The sequence below is a fragment of the Streptococcus mitis genome (assembly GCF_019929545.1).
Lineage (GTDB): Bacteria > Bacillota > Bacilli > Lactobacillales > Streptococcaceae > Streptococcus > Streptococcus mitis_BU.
This window is the reverse complement of sequence record NZ_JAHZPT010000023.1, coordinates 1-19,719: the sequence shown is the minus strand read 5'-3', so window position 1 is coordinate 19,719 and position 19,719 is coordinate 1. Positions and strand designations below refer to the sequence as shown.

Here is a 19,719-nt window from a genome sequence, read left to right as displayed (position 1 = left end):
ATATTTATATACTGTATGGTAGTAAGATAGTCTTACGAAAAAATATTTTAAAGAAAAACAAAGGAGATAAAACGATGAAAAAAGTTTTATTGACAAGCGCAGTCGCTCTTGCAGCATTTGGTGCTGTACAAGCTGTTTCAGCAGAAGACACAACAAATAGCCGTTTCGGTTCTTCTTTCAGCACATATCATGGTGGAAATACTGAACCTAACCACAACATTTCAGGTGTAGATGCTTCAACAACAAACAGCCGTTTTGGTTATGGTTTTGCTATCGGATCTAAATACATCCGTTACGACCGTGACGCAGCACATGGATTTAACCGTCGTGTTCGTGTAACTGTTGTTGATGGTGGTAAACGTCCAGTTCCTAACGTAGAAGTAGACTTCTTCTTGAAACCTGCTTCAGGTGAACAGAAACCAGAATACTTTACTGTTAAAACTGATCAATCAGGTGATGCAGAACTTCCAACAGTATTCAAAGCTGGTGAAGTGATTCAATACCGTGTTGCTAAAACAGCTACTGACTTTAAAGAAGCTGTAGAACTTGTTGGCGAACTCGTTGTTGAAGCTGGTAACCAATATGCTGGTTCATTGTACACTAACGGAACAATCGAGTTGCCATACAAACTTGACGATCGTGCTGCAAAAATTGGTAACCAAACTACAGCTGCTCAATATGGTTGGGCTCAAACAGCTGAAGGTTGGAAATACTTCGAAAATGCTGCAGCTGTTACAGGTTGGAAACAAGTTGACGGCAACTGGTACTACCTAAACGATAAAGGTGTAATGCAAACTGGTTGGGTAAACGTTAACGGAACTTGGTACTTCCTAAACAAATCAGGTGCTATGCAAACTGGTTGGTTGCAAGATGGTGGTAAATGGTACTTCCTTGAATCAACAGGTGCTATGAAAGCTAGCCAATGGTTTGAAGTTTCTGGTAAATGGTACCATGTAAACGGTTCAGGTGCCCTTTCAGTAAACACAACTGTTGACGGTTACAACGTAAACGCAAACGGTGAGTGGGTATAATCCTAATACATGAAATATAAAACAGGAGAGTTATCTCCTGTTTTTTCTTGCATTTATCTTGTATAAGTATTATAATGGTTAAAAATAATAGGAGGTTTCCAATGAAATCAAAAGTGTTGAAAATTTTATTAGGTGCAACCTTGGCAGGCACTGCCCTTGTTGGAGCTAGAGTAACTGAAGTGAAAGCTTCGGAAACAAATGTTTATAAGACAGTTGTTTGGGTCACAAAACAGGAAGATGGAAAGGAAAAGATTTTAAAGAATGCGCAATCTTACGATTCATCAAAACCTGAAACATCTTCTCCAGGTACTTTTTCAGGGTATCAATTTGATACTTCTTCAATAGATGGAACTGTATTAAAGCATTACTTTAAGCCAGCAGTGACAGTTACGGGAGATAAGGTAGATGGACTTTCTGCAAAACCTGACATCTTAAAACCATTTAAAGATACAGTCAAAGGGACTTCTTGGTTGGTAATGGAATCAGATGGAACTAGTAGAGAATTAAAAGCTTTTCTTCCTGCTAATGCTGCCAAAAAAGCTGAAGAAGTTGAACATGGTACATTTAAAGGTTATCGTTTTGTAGAAACTAAGATTGACCAAGGAGTTCGTAAACATTGGTTTGTAAAAGACGATAGTGTTACTGGAACAGAAAAAGTGGAAGAGAAACTTACAGGTTGGCAATATATCGCTGATAAGTGGTATTTCTTTGATCAAGATGGCGTGAAGAAAACTGGCTGGGTAAATGATGGTAGCTGGTATTACTTAGCGGCAGATGGTAGTATGCAAACTGGTTGGAAGTTTATCTCTGGTAAATGGTACTATCTTAATAGCGCTGGCTCTATGCAGACTGGCTGGTTAAATCAAGGTGGCAAGTGGTACTATCTCTACTCCGATGGTGCAATGGCTACTGGTTGGGCAAAAGTAGATGGTGTCTGGTACTATCTAAATACTTCTGGTGATCTGGTGACTGGTTGGTTCCAAGCAGGTGGTAAGTGGTATTATGCCTATAGTTCAGGTGCTCTTGCAGTAAATACAACGATTAACGGCTATACTCTAAATGCAAATGGTGAGTGGGTGTAACATTATACACGGAATAAGTGATAAAGAGGTAAAAAAGATGAAAGCAAAACATATTTTAGCAATAGGTGCTGCAGGTGTAACATTACTTGGAGCTAGTACTTTGACTGCAGCACTTTCTAATCAAGATGCAGTGTATGCTGTCGAACCTAAAGCAAAACCAGCAGACCCATCTGTCGTTACTCGCACAGACTATAAGGTTTCAGGTGGAGCTTATGGAGCAACTTCTATTACTGGAATTAATAGTGATAACAAGTATAATGATCCTAAAGATATACCAGGTTATAAGTATATTGGTAGTGAACCTGATAATGGTGGAAGAGTTTGGGTTCATTATTATGTAAAAGACTCAGCATCAACAACTGGTTCAAGTGCAAACACAGGTAACAACACTGGTTCAAGTGCAAACACAGGTAACAACACTGGTTCAAGTGCAAACACAGGTAACAACACTGGATCAAATGCAAATACAAGTACAGGATCTAATATCGATAAAGACGAGTATAAATGGTTAACGGTTTCTGGGAAATACCAGCTTTATATTAATAATAATCTAGTCAAAGGTTGGCAGACTGTTGATGGTAAGACTTATTATTTTGATGAAAATGGTTTTATGAAGACTGGGATCTTAGAAATCAAAGATAAACGTTATTACTTTGATGAAAATGGCCTTATGAAATCTGGTTGGGTCAATGAAGGTGGTAAGGATTACTATATTACTGATGATGGTTCTAAACCAACTACTATCATTGCAAAAGGTGAGAAGATTTACTACGTTAAAGAGGGGATTCAACAAACAGGTCTTCAACAGATTGATAAGAAGTGGTATTATTTATTGGCAGACGGTAGCCGTAAAACAGGTCTCGTTCAAGATACAAATAAGAAATGGTACTATATTACAAATGATGGAGAACGTAAAGTTGGTCTCGTAAAAGATAGTGACGGTGCTTATCATTATCTTACTCTAGAAGGGGAACGTAAAACAGGTTCTGTCACTATTGACGGTGTGACTTATCGTTTAGCGGATCGTGCAAGTAGCAAGCCAGGATGGAATAAAATTGATGGTAAGTGGTACTATTATGATGCGGAAGATAACATGAAGACAGGTTGGGTTAAAGATGGCTCATGGTACTATTTGGATGCTTCTGGGGTCATGCAAACAGGCTGGCAAAAAGTTGATGGAGTATGGTACTATCTAGATGGATCAGGTGCCATGCAAACAGGTTGGTTGAACCAAGGTGGAACTTGGTATTACCTCAATAATTCAGGCGCTATGAAAACAGGTTGGCTAAACCAAAGCGGAACATGGTATTATCTAGATGGATCAGGTGCTATGAAGACTGGTTGGTACCAAGTTGGTGGTAAATGGTATTACTCATACTCATCAGGAGCCTTAGCAGTAAGTACAACTATCAATGGTTACACTGTTAATTCTAATGGTGAATGGGTCTAATACGAATCATGCAGAAAGTAAGAGGAATTTCCTCTTACTTTTTTATTGATAGAAGTTCTATTTCTTGATTTTTTCGAAAGAAAATGGTACAATGACAGCAAAAAGATATTAAAGGTGGTAAATACTTTATGGATAAGAAAAAACTTCTTACTGCTAGCTTGGCTAGTGTCGCAGTTCTTGGAGCAGGTTTCCTTGCTTCTCACCCGTCAGTTGTGAAGGCTGAAGAAGCAGCTTCAACTGCTGTAACTAAAGAAGATGTAGCTGAGTACTTCACTGATTTAGAAAAAAAAGCTGAAAAAGCTATTAATGAAAATGCTAAAATTACTGATAAAGAAGCAGCAATCTTAGAAGCTAAAGCAGCTATCGGTAAAGAAGATTTATTAAAAGCTATTGATGAAAAACAAATCACACCTGAAGATGTACTGAAAGATTTAGCAGAAGCTAGCAAGACTGAATCAGATGAAGCAGAAGCAGGAAAATATGGTGAAAACTATGCACCTCAAGAAGTAAAAGATGCAAAACCTGCCCCAGGTGCTGAATTAGTTCGTAACGAATCAGGTGAAGTAACAGAAGTTAAACCATTAAACGGTGGGATTGACGCTGATGCTCAAGATAAAATCAACAAACGTTTAGACGAAGAAAAAACAGATGTTAAAGATGCTGAAGAAAGACTAGCTGCAGCTAATCATGATGAAAAAGAAGCTGAATCTAACAGAGAAGAAGCTAAGGCAGCTGTAGAATCAGCTAAAGAAAATGTTAAAGCAGCTCAAGAGGAATTGGCAGCTGCAAAAGATCCTAAATCAAAAGAGGAAGCAGAGAAAACTTTAAAACAAGCTGAGCAAGATTTGAAAGATGCTGAGGAAGCATTGGATCAAGCAGATGAAGATTATTATTCATATGTTGCAGATCGCGAAGCTGAAGAAGTTCGTTTGGCGACACGTAATATTGCAAAATTAAAAGCTGAAGGAAAAGATACAACAGAGGCAGAAAAAGAACTTGATCTTGTATTAAATGGAGTAGAACCACTTGTACAACCAGAACTTCCTCTTTATGTTGAATCAGAGCAACCTAAATTACCAAATGATGGTGGCCCTTACCCAGGTGATCGTTATATTATTAACAGACCAGCAGGGACTCCAGCTGCAACACCAGCAGGGACTCCAGCTACAACACCAGCAGAAGCTCCAGCTACAACACCAGCAGGGACTCCAGCTACAACACCAGCAGGGACTCCAGCTACAACACCGGCAGAGGCTCCAGCTACAACACCAGCAGTTGCACCAACTGTAGCAGTTACTAACAAAGATAACACTTACCAAGCCCCAGCTGCAAAAGCAGAAGATAAGAAAGAACTTCCAAATACTGGTGGTAAAGATAATGCAGCAGTTGCATCATTAGGATTCCTAGGATTACTCCTTGGTGCCCTTCCATTTGTAAAACGTAAAAACTAATTAGTTGAAGATATAAAAGAGAAGGATTTATGACCTTCTCTTTTTGTGATATGGGCTATAGTGAGAGTTCTGTTGAAAAGAAGAAAAAAGTGAACAAAATGATGTTTTAGTTTTGTTCACTTTTATGTTTATAAACTTATAACAAGGCCTCAAACTCAGAAACTGACATGCCCAGTTGCTGACTGGCAACCTCGGAAGTCAGGATACCTTGGCGAACCATGTCTAAGAAGGCAAAAAGTTTCCCTTCTTCCCTTCCTTCAACTTTCCCACGCTCTAAGCCTTTTTCTTCAGCTTGTTCCAAGGCATAATCCTGTGCTAACAAGGCTTGTTCTTCACGCATACGTAGTTCACTAAACATCTTCCTGTCCTCCTCGGACCAGCTCTTGTAGTCCAGCAGTTGGTCTGCCTGGCTGATGGCTCGCTCGGGTTGCTGGGTAAAGGGTTTGTTCCCGAAAAACTCCAACCACGGTTTGCGAACCTTGTCTTTGCTGGTTTCTCTGTATTTTTTTAATTCCAAGAACGCCATCTTGACTAGATGGTTTTCTTGACCGTTATTAGTGATGGTTAAGACCTCACCTCTCGTGTCCTCGCGCATACTAAAGCTATGGAAAGCCAAGTCATCTTGGAAATAATTGCTGTCCACAATAGCGATAGCATATACTGGTGCGATGTGTTTGTAACTCTGGTGGGTATCACCTTCACGTTGGCGGATTTTTTCAAGATTTTGATTGACCTGACTGCACAGGTAAGCCCACAGGCGATTGATGAAAAAATTCTGATGATGTACTTGTATTTCAATAATTACTTGCGTTCCATTATCCAACTCCGCCAAGACGTCTATACTGGTATAGAAATCCTGCGCTGAATAAGGGATGGAGGGTAATACGTGAATGTTACTTCCCTCCAAAATCGTTACATTTTTGGCTGGCAAGTCCAGCATATCACGGATAAATTGACAAGTGATTTCTGGATTGCTGAAAATTTTCTTAGCAACCAAGTCATTGGTTGGGCTGATGCCCGGATGACGTAATGCCATACTCTTTCTCCTTTCATTATAGCACATTTTCAAATCTAGGTTTACTGGATTCTTTGGCTCTATCTATTTATTCGGAAAAAGTGTGAAAAATATTGGGTATCGCTCTTCTCAATGGTATTTTTTGGTGCTTTCCTTTATAATGGGTGTATGGATAAGAAAAAATTATTATTGATTGATGGGTCTTCTGTTGCTTTTCGGGCGTTTTTTGCCCTCTATCAGCAGTTGGACCGTTTTAAGAATGCGGCTGGTTTGCATACCAATGCGATTTATGGTTTCCAGTTGATGTTGAGTCATTTATTGGAGCGGGTTGAGCCTAGTCATATTTTGGTGGCCTTTGATGCGGGAAAGACCACCTTCCGTACTGAGATGTATGCGGACTATAAGGGAGGTCGGGCTAAGACTCCTGATGAGTTTCGTGAGCAATTTCCTTTCATTCGTGAGTTGCTGGATCATATGGGGATTCGTCACTATGAGTTAGCTCAGTATGAGGCGGATGACATCATTGGGACACTGGATAAGCTAGCAGAGCAGGATGGTTTTGATATTACCATTGTCAGTGGGGACAAGGATTTGATTCAGCTGACGGATGAGCATACAGTGGTTGAGATTTCCAAGAAAGGTGTGGCTGAGTTTGAGGCCTTTACACCAGACTATCTCATGGAAAAGATGGGCATTACACCGACGCAGTTTATCGATCTCAAGGCGCTCATGGGTGATAAGTCGGATAATATCCCTGGAGTAACCAAAATTGGTGAAAAGACAGGTATCAAGCTCTTGCTGGAGCATGGCTCACTCGAGGGGATTTATGAGAATATCAATGGGATGAAGGCTTCTAAGATGAAGGAAAATCTCATCAATGATAAGGAACAGGCCTTTTTGTCTAAAACACTAGCGACCATTGATACCAAGGCACCGATTGAGATTGGTTTGAAGGATTTGGTCTATAGTGGTCCAGATGTGGAAAATCTTGGAAAATTCTACGATGAGATGGGCTTCAAACAGCTCAAACAGGCTTTAAATGTGTCGTCAGCCGATGTGGCTGAAAGTTTGGATTTTACTATTGTTGACCAAATTAGTCAAGATATGCTGAGTGAAGAGTCTATCTTCCATTTTGAGCTTTTTGGTGAGAATTACCATACGGATGATTTGGTTGGTTTTGCTTGGTCTTGTGGGGATAAACTTTACGCTACAGATAAACTTGAGCTTTTGCAAGAGCCTATTTTCAAGGATTTTCTAGAAAAAACACCTCTGAGAGTTTATGACTTTAAGAAGGCCAAAGTTCTCTTGAATCGTTTGGGTGTGGATTTACAGGCGCCTGCTTTTGATAGCCGTTTGGCTAAATACCTCCTTTCGACTGTGGAGGACAATGAAATTGCGACCATCGCGAGTCTCTATGGTCAGACTTACTTGGTTGATGATGAGACTTTCTATGGTAAGGGTGTCAAGAAGGCCATTCCTGAACGTGAGAAATTCTTGGAGCATTTAGCTCGTAAGCTTGCTGTTTTGGTCGAAACAGAACCTGTTTTACTTGAAAAACTCAGCGAAAATGGGCAATTAGAGCTTCTTTATGATATGGAGCAACCTCTGGCTTTTGTCCTTACCAAGATGGAAATTGCTGGGATTACGGTCAAGAAAGAGACCTTGCTTGAGATGCAGGCTGAAAATGAGCTTGTTATTGAAAAACTGACTCAGGAGATTTACGAACTGGCTGGTGAGGAGTTTAATATCAACTCGCCTAAGCAGTTGGGCATGCTTCTCTTTGAAAAATTGGGGCTACCTCTAGAATACACTAAGAAAACCAAGACAGGTTATTCGACAGCAGTGGATGTCTTGGAGCGCCTGGCTCCTATTGCTCCGATTGTTAAGAAAATCCTAGACTATCGTCAGATTGCTAAGATCCAATCGACTTATGTAATTGGCTTGCAGGACTGGATTTTGGCTGATGGCAAGATTCATACTCGCTATGTTCAGGATTTGACCCAGACTGGACGTCTGTCTAGTGTGGATCCAAACTTGCAAAATATTCCTGTGCGTTTGGAGCAGGGCCGTCTCATTCGTAAGGCTTTTGTACCCGAGTGGGAGGATAGTGTACTGCTTAGTTCGGACTACTCACAGATTGAATTGCGCGTTTTGGCGCATATCTCTAAGGATGAGCACTTGATTAAGGCCTTCCAAGAGGGAGCGGACATCCATACTTCGACAGCCATGAGAGTCTTTGGCATTGAGCGTCCTGAGGATGTGACTGCAAACGACCGTCGCAATGCCAAGGCTGTCAACTTTGGAGTGGTTTACGGGATTTCAGACTTTGGTTTGTCTAATAATTTAGGCATTAGCCGTAAGGAAGCCAAAGCCTACATTGATACCTACTTTGAACGCTTTCCAGGTATTAAAAACTACATGGATGAAGTGGTACGTGAGGCGCGTGATAAGGGCTATGTAGAGACCCTCTTCAAGCGTCGTCGTGAGTTGCCAGATATTAATTCGCGCAACTTTAATATTCGTGGTTTTGCAGAGCGAACGGCCATCAACTCACCTATCCAGGGTTCGGCAGCAGATATTCTCAAGATTGCCATGATTCAGCTGGATAAAGCCTTGGTTACAGGTGCTTATCAGACTAAGATGCTGTTACAAGTGCATGATGAAATCGTCCTTGAAGTTCCTAAATCTGAATTGGCAGAGATGAAAAAATTGGTCAAACAAACCATGGAAGAAGCCATTCAACTCAGTGTTCCCCTTATCGCAGATGAAAATGAAGGGGCAACCTGGTACGAGGCTAAATAAAAAGGGGGCTAGTCCTCCTTTTTTGTAGCAGAATTATGCAAGCCTTTTCAAATTGTGCTATACTGATGAAAAAGGAGGATTTCTATGAGTCAAGAATTTATCAATCCAAGTGATGGCGTGATTCGTCAGTATCTGGCAACGAGTAAAACCCTTGCTGTGGTGGGGTTATCAGACCGTGAAGAAACAACCAGCAATCGAGTGACCAAGGAAATGCAGGCTCGGGGTTATAAAATTATCCCTGTCAATCCCAAGGCGGCAGGTGGCGAAATCTTGGGTGAAAAGGCTTATGCCAGCCTCGCTGAGATTCCTTTTCCTGTAGATATTGTTAATGTTTACCGGCGCAGTGAGTTTTTGCCAGATGTGGCGCGTGATTTTCTCAAGGCTGATGCTAAGATTTTTTGGGCACAGCTAGGACTTGAAAGTCTAGAGGCGGAAGAACTCTTGCGTGCTGGTGGATGCGATGACATCGTGATGAATCGTTGCATCAAGAGAGAACATACACGCTTGATTGAGGAAGCATAAGAAAATCAAAGAGCAAACTAGCCGCAGGTTGCTCAAAACACTATTTTGAGGTTACAGATAGAACTGACGAAGTCAGCTCAAAACACAGTTTTGAGGTTGTAGATAAGACTGACGAAGTCAGTCACATATATACGGCAAGGCGACGTTGACGTGGTTTGAAGAGATTTTCGAAGAGTATTAGAAAATGCCGATAAGGGTCTGCATACCAAGACTAGTGAGGATGATGGCAATCCAGCAGATGGCTCCGAGAACAATGGATTTTCCGCTGGATTTGACCATAGCGACCAGATTTGTTTTGAGTCCGATAGCACTCATGGCCATGATAATGAGAAATTTGGAGAGTTGTTTGAGAGGGGTAAAGAAACTACTGGACACACCGAGAGAGGTCAGTAGGGTGGTTAGGAGAGATGCGAGGATAAAGTAAAGGATAAAAAGTGGGAAGACTTTTTTCAGTTGCAAGCCTTGCTTATTTTTTTGTTCACGACTTTGCCAATAGGAGAGAAAGAGAGTGATGGGGATGATAGCCAGAGTACGTGTGAGTTTGACAATGGTTGCGGATTCGAGGGTATTGGTCTGGTAGAGACTGTCCCAGGCGCTGGCTGTGGCGGTTACAGAGGAAGTATCATTGACCGCAGTTCCTGCAAAGAGGGCGAAGCCTTCATTGGATAGATGAAGCCAGATGCCGAGGGTTGGAAAGATGAGTGCAGCCAAGACATTGAAGAAAAAGATAACGGAGATGGCTTGGGCTACTTCCTTTTCCTTGGCATGGATAACGGGCGCTGTCGCCGCAATGGCAGAACCACCACAGATAGAAGAACCCACTCCAATCAAGGTAGCCAGTTTTGTGTCCAGTGCAAAGAAGCGCTGGAAGAGGTAGGCAACAATCAAGGCTATTGAGATGGTGGACAGGATGACAGGGAGTGAAGATTGTCCGACTGCAAAGACCTGCGAGATATTGAGACCAAAACCAAGCAAGATAACGGCATACTGGAGCAATTTTTTGGAACTAAAGGTCAATCCAGCATCCAGTTGTTTATGAGACGAGAGAAAGGGATGTAGGAGCATGCCTATGAAAATCGCAAAGACGGGTGCGCCAATCACAGGGAAGAATCCGCCTAGATACCAAGCAAGTAGTGAAATCAGAAGGCAGGCCAAGATGCCTGCTCCATTTTTTGATAGAAATGACATAAAAACCTCCAAATAGAATCTGTTACCATTATAGACCTGTAAAGAGGAAAAGTAAAATAGAAAGTGGAAAGCTATTCTATCATGTATTTTTGCGGTCGGGGGGCTTTTGTAGTATAATAGAGATACGTTTTGAAAGTAGGAGGTATCTATGGACTTAACTAAGCGCTTTAATAAACAGTTAGATAAGATTCAAGTTTCGTTGATTCGTCAATTTGACCAGGCTATTTCGGAGATTCCTGGGGTCTTGCGTTTGACCTTGGGGGAGCCTGATTTTACAACGCCAGATCATATCAAGGAGGCGGCCAAGCGAGCGATTGATCAGAACCAATCCTACTATACAGGGATGAGTGGTCTGCTGACTCTACGTCAGGCGGCCAGTGACTTTGTTAAGGAAAAGTACCAACTGGACTATGCTCCTGAAAATGAAATCTTGGTTACAATTGGGGCGACAGAGGCTTTATCTGCTACTTTGACGGCTATTTTGGAAGAGGGAGACAAGGTACTTTTGCCAGCTCCTGCCTATCCAGGTTATGAACCGATTGTCAATCTAGTTGGGGCAGAGATTGTCGAGATTGACACAACTGAAAATGGTTTTGTCTTGACTCCTGAAATGTTGGAGAAGGCCATTTTGGAGCAGGGTGACAAGCTCAAGGCGGTTATTCTCAACTATCCAGCCAATCCGACAGGAATTACCTACAGTCGGGAACAATTGGAGGCCTTGGCAGCTGTTTTACGCAAGTATGAGATTTTTGTTGTCTGTGATGAGGTTTACTCAGAATTGACCTACACAGGCGAAGCCCATGTGTCTCTGGGAACTATGTTGAGAGATCAGGCTATTATTATCAATGGTCTATCTAAATCACATGCCATGACAGGTTGGCGTTTGGGGCTGATTTTCGCTCATGCGGCCTTCACAGCCCAGTTAATCAAGAGTCACCAGTACTTGGTGACTGCCGCAAATACCATGGCTCAACATGCTGCGGTAGAAGCCTTGACGGCTGGTAAAAATGATGCGGAACCTATGAAGAAGGAATACATCCAGCGTCGAGATTATATTATCGAGAAAATGACTGCTCTTGGTTTTGAGATTATCAAACCAGACGGTGCCTTCTATATCTTTGCTAAGATTCCAGCAGGATATAATCAAGATTCTTTCGCTTTTCTGAAGGATTTTGCTCAGAAGAAGGCTGTTGCCTTTATCCCTGGTGCAGCCTTTGGGCGTTATGGGGAAGGTTATGTTCGCCTATCTTATGCAGCCAGCATGGAGACTATCAAAGAAGCTATGAAACGACTTGAGGAGTACATGAGAGAAGCATGATTCAGTCTATCACGAGTCAAGGCTTGGTGCTCTACAATCGCAATTTTCGTGAGGATGATAAGCTAGTCAAGATTTTTACAGAGCAGGCTGGCAAACGCATGTTTTTTGTCAAACACGCTGGTCAGTCTAAGTTGGCTCCTGTTATTCAGCCCTTGGTGCTGGCACGATTTCTCTTACGAATAAATGATGACGGGCTTAGCTACATTGAGGACTATCATGAGGTGATGACCTTTCCCAAGATTAATAGTGACCTCTTTGTCATGGCTTATGCGACCTATGTGGCAGCTCTTGCAGATGCTAGTTTGCAGGACAATCAGCAGGATGCTCCCTTGTTTGCTTTTTTGCAAAAGACCTTGGAGTTGATGGAAGCGGGCTTGGATTATCAGGTTTTGACCAATATTTTTGAAATTCAAATCTTGACTCGATTTGGGATCAGCCTCAATTTTAATGAGTGTGTCTTTTGTCATCGGGTTGGTCAGGCTTTTGACTTTTCTTTCAAATTTGGAGCCTGCCTCTGTCCAGATCATTATCATGAAGATGAGAGACGTTGCCATCTCAATCCCAATATCCCTTATCTGCTCAATCAATTTCAAGCTATTGATTTTGAGACCTTGGAGACCATTTCTCTCAAGCCTGAAATCAAGCAAGAGCTACGCCAATTTATGGATCAACTCTACGAAGAGTACGTTGGGATTCACCTAAAATCAAAGAAATTTATTGATTCCCTATCCGACTGGGGACAATTACTAAAAGAGGAAAAGAAATGAAAAAAATCGCAGTAGATGCCATGGGAGGCGATTACGCACCTCAGGCCATCGTTGAGGGTGTCAATCAAGCCCTAGCTGACTTTTCAGATATCGAGGTTCAACTCTACGGAGATGAAGCTAAAATCAAGCAATATCTGACAGCGACAGAGCGCGTCAGCATTATCCATACGGATGAGAAGATTGATTCAGACGATGAACCTACGAGAGCTATTCGGAAGAAGAAAAATGCCAGTATGGTCTTGGCAGCCAAGGCTGTCAAAGAAGGCGAAGCAGACGCTGTTCTCTCAGCTGGGAATACAGGTGCTTTACTAGCAGCAGGATTTTTCATCGTGGGTCGTATCAAGAACATCGATCGTCCTGGACTTATGTCAACCTTGCCGACTGTAGATGGGAGAGGTTTTGACATGCTAGACCTCGGTGCCAATGCGGAAAATACAGCCCAGCACCTCCATCAATACGCGGTTCTAGGTTCTTTCTATGCTAAAAATGTCCGTGGAATTGCGCAACCACGCGTTGGCTTGCTCAATAACGGAACAGAGAGTAGCAAGGGCGACCCGCTTCGTAAGGAAACCTATGAATTACTGGCGGCTGATGAAAGTTTAAACTTTATCGGAAACGTGGAAGCGCGTGATTTGATGAATGGCGTTGCAGATGTTGTTGTGGCAGATGGTTTCACGGGAAACGCTGTGCTCAAATCCATTGAAGGGACAGCCATGGGAATCATGGGCTTGCTCAAGACAGCTATTACAGGTGGTGGTCTTCGAGCGAAACTAGGCGCACTCCTTCTCAAGGATAGCCTCAGAGGTTTGAAAAAACAGCTCAACTACTCAGATGTTGGTGGAGCGGTCTTGTTTGGTGTTAAGGCACCTGTTGTCAAGACTCATGGCTCAAGTGATGCCAAGGCTGTGTATAGTACGATTCGCCAGATTCGTACCATGCTAGAAACAGACGTAGTTGCCCAGACTGCGCGTGAATTTTCAGGAGAATAAAAGAGATGACAGAAAAAGAAATTTTTGACCGTATTGTGACCATTATCCAAGAGCGACAGGGAGAGGACTTTGTCGTGACAGAATCCTTGAGTCTGAAAGACGATTTGGATGCCGACTCAGTGGACTTGATGGAGTTTATCTTGACTCTGGAAGATGAATTTAATATCGAAATCAGTGATGAGGAAATTGACCAACTCCAAAGTGTAGGAGATGTGGTTAAAATCATTCAAGGAAAATAAAGATAAGAAGTTCCAAGGCATTTGCTTTGGAATTTTTCTTTGGTTCAAGTGACCGTTTAGGAACAGATTTAGTCTTTCTAGGGACAGGAGAGATATGGGGACAAATAAAGGATATAATGTAGTCAGAAAAATCAATCTCCAAAAAGGAAATAAGAAATAAAGATCAAATGAAAATATCAATGAGTTTCTGCTAGAATGAAATTGTTAATATAGTCACAATTTTAATTGACTTTCCTTTTTTACAGGACTATAATGTAGATATAAAAAAGGATTTATTTTATAGTTGGGGGAAGGTGATGGCTATGTGCTTTTGATAAACTAGTCTCTATCTTTTGTTCTTGGAAATTTTAGGAGTTCTATTTTGACTTCGTTTCTATTGGATTTTCTTGCTTTGGATTTATCTATTTTAGGAGGAAATGGCTATGAAAAAATCTAAACTACTCACATTTGGTTTACTTGTAGGTGCTGGTCTACTTTTATCTATCAATCAAGTACAGGCTGCAGATACTTGGGTTAAAAATGGTTCTGACTGGAATCTTTCTCAAGATGGCAGCCTCGCTAAAAACAAATGGGTACAAAATGCTGGCTCTTGGTACCACTTTGACGGTTCTGGTAAAATGCAGACAGGCTGGCTCAAAGATGGTAACACCTGGTATTCACTAGCAGATAGTGGTGCTATGCGCACAGGCTGGTACAAGGAAGGTAACACCTGGTACTCACTCGCAAATAGTGGTGCTATGCGCACAGGTTGGTACAAAGAAGGGGCTACTTGGTACTACCTAAAAGACAGTGGCGCTATGGCAACAGGATGGGCGACTGCAAATGGTCAATGGTCTTACTTTGAAAAATCAGGTGCTATGGTAGCAGATAGAGCTGTTCCAGCAAGCGATGGGGAAAGTTATGTCATTGGTAAGGATGGTTATATGTTAACCAAACTCCCAAGTCAGGTTGAACAAGATCCTTTTGATGATACAGTTATTACAGATATCGTTACTTTGTCTGATGGTTATGACTATCACCTTGTTCATAAGAAAGATGGAGTTGTTATCGAAAAGAATGCCTGGTATATCAAACCTATTGTTGAACGTTTTTCTTATCAAAAGATTGGCGATATAAAACGAAATACTTTAGATGCAATTACTGATAATAAAAAACCAGGGGAAGAAATTGATCCTAAAGCTGTCATAAAGAATTTCCAAAACTTACCAAATAAGTATTACTTTGGAGCAGATGGACGTAAGGTTGCGAATCTACCAGAATTCACTACTCACTTCCCTATTCAAAAAGTTGGATCTGAACTTTATCTTAAAAACTCAAGTCCAGTTATTAGTCTAGACTCATCTGGATTGACAATTAATGACAATAAACTTTATCTAAGAGCTGCCAATGATGATAATGGTAAACTTGTAACTGGATATTATACAATGTTTATGGACGGATTATTATCTAAAGATCACCATATTTTGGGCTATGCAGATGAATCTGGTGAAATCGTGAAGATGAAAGTTTTGCCTAATGATTTCCGTGATTATATTGAAAAAGGAATTTCCGGTTTTTATGGAGAAACTGTTCGATACGACAGTTCAACAGGAAATGTTTCTGTTGTGAAATAAACTATCTGACAGAGTAAAACGAAAAAGCGAACAGCTTTGTATACTAGGAAGTCATGTTCGCTTTTATTCATAAAGTAATAGTTACTGTTTGGTCTCTGTTTCAAAAAAATCTGCTTGATAATAATCACTAACTTCTCTTTTCATTTCTTCTAGTAATCGACTTTCATCTGTTGATTCGAGTAAGGATAATCCTTTATTAATCATAGTATGATCTTCATTAACAATTCCCAGACGTACTTGAGCTACACCTAATAAATCGTATCGTTTCAATATTTTTGCTAAATCAAGACATTCTTGAATTAAGCATAGACAGTCATCTTTCTTCCCTGCTTCAAGGTACATTCGTGTCATATTGGCTAGAATGGAGTAATGAATACTTTGAATTGGACGATAATCTGTGTATTTATTTAGAGATTTTACAAGTCTTTGACGTAGCATTTCTAGTGAATCAATAGGGAAATGGAAAATGATCATCACTAGCAATCGTAAATCTGAGAGGAACCACTGATCTCTTTTTTCCAATTCTTTCCATAACTCCTCAGCCAAGGCTTGGGCTTTATCGGAAAACTGATTTTCAATCACTTCTATAAAAATGGTTAGTTCTTTCACAGCATGTTCTATTGGGATATCATTCTGCACTTCATCTAGATAAATTTGACATTTTGATAGCAATGTCTTCATTTCTTCTAGATTAGGTGAAGAAATGACTTGATAATATTCTGAAAATAATTTCTTACGAGAATCCATTTGGTAATGTTGACAAATATAATGAAATTCATCGAAACTCATATCAATTTGCCTCAAAAGCAACTCCATAGTATCATACCTAGGAGTAGAATGATTATTTTCAAACTTAGATAAGTTAGAATGAGTAATGTAGTCACCACAGACCTCATTTTGTGTAATCCCTTTTGACTTACGAATGTATTTATAAACTGAACCAATATCCCACCGCATATTTTTGCCTCCAAAAATGTTCCAAAAGTAGAAGTTTTAGGAAAATATTTATATTTAGTATATCATAAAGGTGTGGGGTGGGCAATGATGATAGAAAGAAGGTGTTGGTTGACTCTTAAGGATTATTAGGAGTTATGTAGAATGTTTATGATGGAAAAATATCTTTTTATAACTATTCAATAAAGGAGGAAATGGCTATGAAAAAATCTAAACTACTCACACTTGGTCTGCTTGCAGGTGCTGGTCTACTTTTATCTATCAATCAAGTACAGGCTGCAGATACTTGGGTTAAAAATGGCGCTGACTGGAATCTTTCTCAAGATGGAAGCTTAGCTAAAAATAAATGGGTGCAAAATGCTGGCTCTTGGTACCACTTTGACGCTTCTGGTAAAATGCAGACAGGCTGGCTCAAAGATGGTAACACTTGGTATTCGCTCGCAGATAGTGGCGCCATGCGTACTGGCTGGTACAAGGAAGGCAATACATGGTACTCACTCGCAAATAGTGGGGCTATGCGTACAGGTTGGTACAAAGAAGGGTCTACTTGGTACTACCTCAAAGGTAGTGGCGCTATGGCAACAGGATGGGCAACTGCAAATGGTCAATGGTCTTACTTTGAAAAATCAGGTGCAATGGTCGCAGACAGAGCTGTTCCAGCCAGTGATGGGGAAAGTTATGTCATTGGTAAGGATGGATATCTGTTAACCAAACTCCCAAGTCAGGTTGAACAATCTCAAGCGGATGATACAATTATCACAAATATTGTTACTTTGTCTGATGGGTATGATTATCATCTTATTCATAGAAAAGATGGAGTCATTGTTGAAAAAAATGCTTGGTACATAAAACCTGAATTTAAGAAGTTTTCTGATAAATATGGAGATAAAGTTTCCAATACGATGTTGGCTTTAGTAGATAATACGGAAGAAGGACAAGAAATTAATCCTAAAGCTGTCGTGAAAAATTTCCAAAACTTACCAAACAGGTATTACTTTGGGGCAGATGGTCGTCGCGTAACAAATTTACCAGAAATGACCACCTATTCAGAGATTAAAAAAGTTGGAAATGATGTCTATCTAGAAAATCCGGGTGCACGACTTTTTCTTGGAGCTACCAGCTTCACAATCAATAATAATAAACTATACTATTTAGATGGTGATAATGGCAAACTCAAAACAGGTTATTTTGCATTGATTGATGATAGACCAAGCTATCATCACTATCATATTCTTGTTTATGCAGACCAATCTGGTGAAATTCTTAAAATGAAACGATTGCCAACAGGAATTTCAGATTATCTTAATAAAGAAATTGACGGTTTCTACGGTCAAACTGTTAAAATCGATAGTAAGACAGGAAATGTTTCTGTTGTGAAATAAGACGTCTGACAGAGTAAAACGAAAAAGCGAACAGCTTTGTATACTAGGAAGTCATGTTCATTTCGCTATAGAATAGGAGAAAATGGCTATGAAAAAATCTAAACTACTTACACTTGGTTTGCTTGCAGGTGCTGGTCTGCTTTTGTCAATCAATCAAGCACAGGCTACAGATACTTGGGTTAAAAATGGCGCTGACTGGAATCTTTCTCAAGATGGAAGCTTAGCTAAAAATAAATGGGTACAAAACGCTGGTTCTTGGTATCACTTCGATGCTTCTGGTAACATGCAGACAGGCTGGCTCAAAGACGGTGATACATGGTACTCACTAGCAGATAGTGGTGCTATGCGTACTGGCTGGTACAAGGAAGGCAATACATGGTATTCACTCGCAGATAGTGGCGCTATGCGCACTGGTTGGTACAAAGAAGGGTCTACTTGGTACTATCTTCATTTTAGTGGTGCTATGATGACAGGTTGGGAGTTCATAAATGGTAATTGGTATTATTTTGAACAATCAGGTGCAATGGCCTCTGATAGAGTTGTAAATTCTAGTGATGGGACAGGCTATATTCTCAGCAAGGATGGCCATATGTTCACTTTACAAAATAGCCCTTATAAACATGGTGACATTGTTCGTTTAGGCGATGGATATGAATATCTGATTACAGCAAAATTTGACGGAAATAACTTTACTGATGTTATCGTGGATAAAAACACTTGGTACATCAAACCTGAGTTCAAGAAGTTTTCCGACAAATATGGGGATGAGGTTGCAAATACAACCTTAGCTTTAGTAGATAATAAAGAAGAAGGACAAGAAATTGATCCTAAAGCTGTCATTCGTAATTTCCAAAATCTACCAGGTCGATATTACTTTGGAGCAGATGGTCGTAGAGTATTACCACTTCCAGAGATGACAACTAGATCAGAAATCAAAAAAGTTGGCAATGATCTTTATCTAGAAGACCCAGGTGTACGACTTCGATTGGATAACTTCACAATCAATAACAATAAACTATACTATTTAGATAATGGACAAGGTAAGCTCAAAACAGGTTACTTTGTACTGATTGATGATGGTATGGCTACAACCCACCATCACTTACTTGTATATTCAGACCAATCTGGTGAGGTTCTTAAGATGAAACGCTTGCCATCAAGATTTTCAGATTATTTTGACAAAGAAATCGATGGTTTCTATGGTCAAAAAATTAAGATTACACAGCCAAATAAGTATGAATATTACAAGGTTCTTGTGGTAAAATAAATAGATAAGCAATCTTCACAACGAATATAAAATTAAAACGTGCAAATCATTTTCAAGAGGCTTTAGATTTCTTGTATTTTAAAAGAAACTAAAGCCTTTTGTGGATGTATTGTTTTTCAGAAAGTATGAAAAACTAGAGAGTTGTATCGGGGAGATAAATATTATTTCGCTTAAATAAATTAGGAGTCGTTTTATTCTATGATTATTTTAGAATTCTTAGTTTCTGTGCTATATATTCTGTTGGTAGTCGTTTCAACCATGGTGCCTACTATTTATTTGGGTGCTCAAATTTCCCCAGAATTTTATAAAAAACGTTATTGGATACTTATATTTTTAATTAGTTTATCTGCTCGTCAAACATTTGGAGAATTATTTCATATAGGAGTTCTTCTCTTCTTTTACTGTATTTTTTTATTAGTATTGCACAAGGGAAAAGGGGAATCTCTTTTTCTTTCTCTGTATCTTTTTCTCTTCTTTCAAAGTATTCGTTATTTATTTTTGACAATTTGGATTCGTGTATTATCTGGTGAGCATTGTTGTTTCGTAGATTCGTTTTCTACTTTATATATATCTGGGCACCTCTAAAAACTCCACTCTTATCACAAAAGAAAAAATCAACTGTATGTGTCTCATTTAGTTGGCACATTCA

16 protein-coding genes and 1 pseudogene are annotated in these 19,719 nt (G+C 40.1%); 14 read left to right on the top strand and 3 right to left on the bottom strand.

The features are described 5' to 3' along the window. Positions 1–728 precede the first annotated feature (728 nt). From K1I71_RS07100 to K1I71_RS07085, 4 genes and pseudogenes are all read left to right on the top strand, one after another. Positions 729–1,031: pseudogene (locus K1I71_RS07100) on the top strand (hypothetical protein); the annotation flags it as partial. A gap of 101 nt (positions 1,032–1,132) precedes the next feature. After that, positions 1,133–2,113: a hypothetical protein gene (locus tag K1I71_RS09580; RefSeq protein ID WP_312023121.1), complete on the top strand. Its 981-nt coding sequence runs from the start codon at positions 1,133–1,135 to the stop codon at positions 2,111–2,113. A gap of 37 nt (positions 2,114–2,150) precedes the next feature. Continuing rightward, positions 2,151–3,563 carry a nucleoside triphosphate hydrolase gene (locus K1I71_RS09575; RefSeq protein WP_317628056.1) on the top strand — a complete coding sequence of 471 codons (1,413 nt, stop codon included), beginning with the start codon at positions 2,151–2,153 and terminating at the stop codon, positions 3,561–3,563. A gap of 128 nt (positions 3,564–3,691) precedes the next feature. Further along, positions 3,692–5,014, top strand: coding sequence for an LPXTG cell wall anchor domain-containing protein (locus K1I71_RS07085; RefSeq protein ID WP_223330591.1), 1,323 nt, complete (start codon positions 3,692–3,694; stop codon positions 5,012–5,014). 136 nt (positions 5,015–5,150) lie between these two features. Here K1I71_RS07085 and K1I71_RS07080 read toward each other — a convergent pair whose 3' ends face one another. Further along, positions 5,151–6,050, bottom strand: coding sequence for an Rpn family recombination-promoting nuclease/putative transposase (locus K1I71_RS07080; RefSeq protein WP_223330590.1), 900 nt, complete (start codon positions 6,048–6,050; stop codon positions 5,151–5,153). A gap of 147 nt (positions 6,051–6,197) precedes the next feature. Here K1I71_RS07080 and polA point away from each other — a divergent pair, with 147 nt between their 5' ends. Together polA and K1I71_RS07070 are read left to right on the top strand one after the other, a co-directional pair. Next, on the top strand, positions 6,198–8,831 hold the full coding sequence (polA, locus tag K1I71_RS07075) for a DNA polymerase I (protein ID WP_223330589.1): 2,634 nt from the start codon (positions 6,198–6,200) through the stop codon (positions 8,829–8,831). A gap of 84 nt (positions 8,832–8,915) precedes the next feature. Beyond that, positions 8,916–9,353 carry a CoA-binding protein gene (locus K1I71_RS07070; RefSeq protein WP_223330588.1) on the top strand — a complete coding sequence of 146 codons (438 nt, stop codon included), beginning with the start codon at positions 8,916–8,918 and terminating at the stop codon, positions 9,351–9,353. Positions 9,354–9,530: 177 nt separating this feature from the next. Here the strand turns inward: K1I71_RS07070 and K1I71_RS07065 are convergent, their stop codons facing one another. Then, entirely contained in the window at positions 9,531–10,541 is a 1,011-nt protein-coding gene (locus tag K1I71_RS07065) for a YeiH family protein (RefSeq protein WP_223330587.1), read from the bottom strand. A gap of 148 nt (positions 10,542–10,689) precedes the next feature. Here K1I71_RS07065 and K1I71_RS07060 point away from each other — a divergent pair, with 148 nt between their 5' ends. The 5 genes from K1I71_RS07060 (at position 10,690) to K1I71_RS07040 (ending at position 15,467) form a co-directional block, all read left to right on the top strand. Further along, a complete protein-coding gene (locus K1I71_RS07060) occupies positions 10,690–11,859 on the top strand; it encodes a pyridoxal phosphate-dependent aminotransferase (RefSeq protein WP_223330586.1) in 1,170 nt (389 codons plus the stop codon). Further along, complete coding sequence (recO, locus tag K1I71_RS07055) at positions 11,856–12,626, top strand: DNA repair protein RecO (protein WP_223330585.1); 771 nt, start codon at positions 11,856–11,858, stop codon at positions 12,624–12,626. Before K1I71_RS07060 ends, recO begins: the two co-directional genes overlap by 4 nt. Continuing rightward, the gene (gene plsX / locus K1I71_RS07050) at positions 12,623–13,615 is read left to right on the top strand and encodes a phosphate acyltransferase PlsX (protein ID WP_000717441.1); all 993 of its coding nucleotides are present in this window, start codon (positions 12,623–12,625) and stop codon (positions 13,613–13,615) included. The genes recO and plsX overlap by 4 nt, the downstream gene beginning before the upstream one ends. 5 nt (positions 13,616–13,620) lie before the next feature. Further along, entirely contained in the window at positions 13,621–13,854 is a 234-nt protein-coding gene (locus K1I71_RS07045) for an acyl carrier protein (protein WP_000136446.1), read from the top strand. 422 nt (positions 13,855–14,276) lie between these two features. Further along, on the top strand, positions 14,277–15,467 hold the full coding sequence (locus tag K1I71_RS07040; protein WP_223330584.1) for an N-acetylmuramoyl-L-alanine amidase family protein: 1,191 nt from the start codon (positions 14,277–14,279) through the stop codon (positions 15,465–15,467). 81 nt (positions 15,468–15,548) lie between these two features. Here K1I71_RS07040 and K1I71_RS07035 read toward each other — a convergent pair whose 3' ends face one another. Continuing rightward, a complete protein-coding gene (locus K1I71_RS07035) occupies positions 15,549–16,424 on the bottom strand; it encodes a helix-turn-helix domain-containing protein (RefSeq protein WP_001267147.1) in 876 nt (291 codons plus the stop codon). A 197-nt stretch (positions 16,425–16,621) separates the two neighbouring features. Here K1I71_RS07035 and K1I71_RS07030 point away from each other — a divergent pair, with 197 nt between their 5' ends. The 3 genes from K1I71_RS07030 (at position 16,622) to K1I71_RS07020 (ending at position 19,655) form a co-directional block, all read left to right on the top strand. Beyond that, complete coding sequence (locus K1I71_RS07030; RefSeq protein WP_223330583.1) at positions 16,622–17,803, top strand: N-acetylmuramoyl-L-alanine amidase family protein; 1,182 nt, start codon at positions 16,622–16,624, stop codon at positions 17,801–17,803. Between the two features lie 88 nt (positions 17,804–17,891). Beyond that, entirely contained in the window at positions 17,892–19,070 is a 1,179-nt protein-coding gene (locus K1I71_RS07025) for an N-acetylmuramoyl-L-alanine amidase family protein (protein WP_223330582.1), read from the top strand. Between the two features lie 198 nt (positions 19,071–19,268). Then, positions 19,269–19,655, top strand: coding sequence for a hypothetical protein (locus tag K1I71_RS07020; RefSeq protein WP_223330581.1), 387 nt, complete (start codon positions 19,269–19,271; stop codon positions 19,653–19,655). The last annotated feature ends 64 nt before the right edge of the window (positions 19,656–19,719 follow it).

Excerpts from the sequence above, each read along its gene's own strand:
- K1I71_RS09580 (WP_312023121.1), top strand. The coding sequence starts at position 1,133 with ATGAAATCAAAAGTGTTGAAAATTTTATTAGGTGCAACCTTGGCAGGC.
- K1I71_RS09575 (WP_317628056.1), top strand. The coding sequence starts at position 2,151 with ATGAAAGCAAAACATATTTTAGCAATAGGTGCTGCAGGTGTAACATTA.
- K1I71_RS07085 (WP_223330591.1), top strand. The coding sequence starts at position 3,692 with ATGGATAAGAAAAAACTTCTTACTGCTAGCTTGGCTAGTGTCGCAGTT.
- K1I71_RS07080 (WP_223330590.1), bottom strand. The coding sequence starts at position 6,050 with ATGGCATTACGTCATCCGGGCATCAGCCCAACCAATGACTTGGTTGCT.
- polA (WP_223330589.1), top strand. The coding sequence starts at position 6,198 with ATGGATAAGAAAAAATTATTATTGATTGATGGGTCTTCTGTTGCTTTT.
- K1I71_RS07070 (WP_223330588.1), top strand. The coding sequence starts at position 8,916 with ATGAGTCAAGAATTTATCAATCCAAGTGATGGCGTGATTCGTCAGTAT.
- K1I71_RS07065 (WP_223330587.1), bottom strand. The coding sequence starts at position 10,541 with ATGTCATTTCTATCAAAAAATGGAGCAGGCATCTTGGCCTGCCTTCTG.
- K1I71_RS07060 (WP_223330586.1), top strand. The coding sequence starts at position 10,690 with ATGGACTTAACTAAGCGCTTTAATAAACAGTTAGATAAGATTCAAGTT.
- recO (WP_223330585.1), top strand. The coding sequence starts at position 11,856 with ATGATTCAGTCTATCACGAGTCAAGGCTTGGTGCTCTACAATCGCAAT.
- plsX (WP_000717441.1), top strand. The coding sequence starts at position 12,623 with ATGAAAAAAATCGCAGTAGATGCCATGGGAGGCGATTACGCACCTCAG.
- K1I71_RS07045 (WP_000136446.1), top strand. The coding sequence starts at position 13,621 with ATGACAGAAAAAGAAATTTTTGACCGTATTGTGACCATTATCCAAGAG.
- K1I71_RS07040 (WP_223330584.1), top strand. The coding sequence starts at position 14,277 with ATGAAAAAATCTAAACTACTCACATTTGGTTTACTTGTAGGTGCTGGT.
- K1I71_RS07035 (WP_001267147.1), bottom strand. The coding sequence starts at position 16,424 with ATGCGGTGGGATATTGGTTCAGTTTATAAATACATTCGTAAGTCAAAA.
- K1I71_RS07030 (WP_223330583.1), top strand. The coding sequence starts at position 16,622 with ATGAAAAAATCTAAACTACTCACACTTGGTCTGCTTGCAGGTGCTGGT.
- K1I71_RS07025 (WP_223330582.1), top strand. The coding sequence starts at position 17,892 with ATGAAAAAATCTAAACTACTTACACTTGGTTTGCTTGCAGGTGCTGGT.
- K1I71_RS07020 (WP_223330581.1), top strand. The coding sequence starts at position 19,269 with ATGATTATTTTAGAATTCTTAGTTTCTGTGCTATATATTCTGTTGGTA.